Source organism: Thauera sp. 2A1, from assembly GCF_009469595.2.
Lineage (GTDB): Bacteria > Pseudomonadota > Gammaproteobacteria > Burkholderiales > Rhodocyclaceae > Thauera.
On the sequence record NZ_SSXV01000051.1, the window covers coordinates 3,455 to 3,936 of the forward strand.

Genomic DNA, 482 nt, shown 5'->3' on the forward strand with positions numbered 1-482 from the left:
TCTTTAAGTACACGGTCAAATTCACGCATACCCATTTCACCAGTCAAAGCAACAAACTTACGTTCGTTAGTACCAAGTACATTGTAAGACAGGTCAAACAAGAAGTCTTCCAGCAATTCAGCTGTCAAACGAGTATAATAACGTCTGTTAGACGGAGCAATCTGTTCCAACAAACCAGCACCAATAAATGCAGGACGACCATTTTTACCTTTCAGATTACAAGAACCATCTTTGTTTACGTTGTTCTGATTGTATACCAAAGCTCTTTCAAGACGTTTGTACCACTCACGCATTGCAACCCATTCCTGGAATGTAGACCACAAATAAGAAGTTTTACCAGTCTTAGGATCTCTCAAAGCTACTGCCATAACTGTAGAGTAAGCAGAACCTGTGATATCATAAGACAGACGTACTGTAGTCAAATAGTTACGCATCTTGAAGTGAGTATTGTAATTCAGGATATCAGCCTCTTCACTGTATTC

1 protein-coding gene is annotated in these 482 nt (G+C 39.4%); it reads right to left on the minus strand.

Going from position 1 to position 482, the window contains the following annotated elements; translation table 11 throughout:
* A partial coding sequence (locus GH664_RS21975; protein WP_194270465.1) for a hypothetical protein occupies positions 1–482 on the minus strand: 482 nt, incomplete at both ends.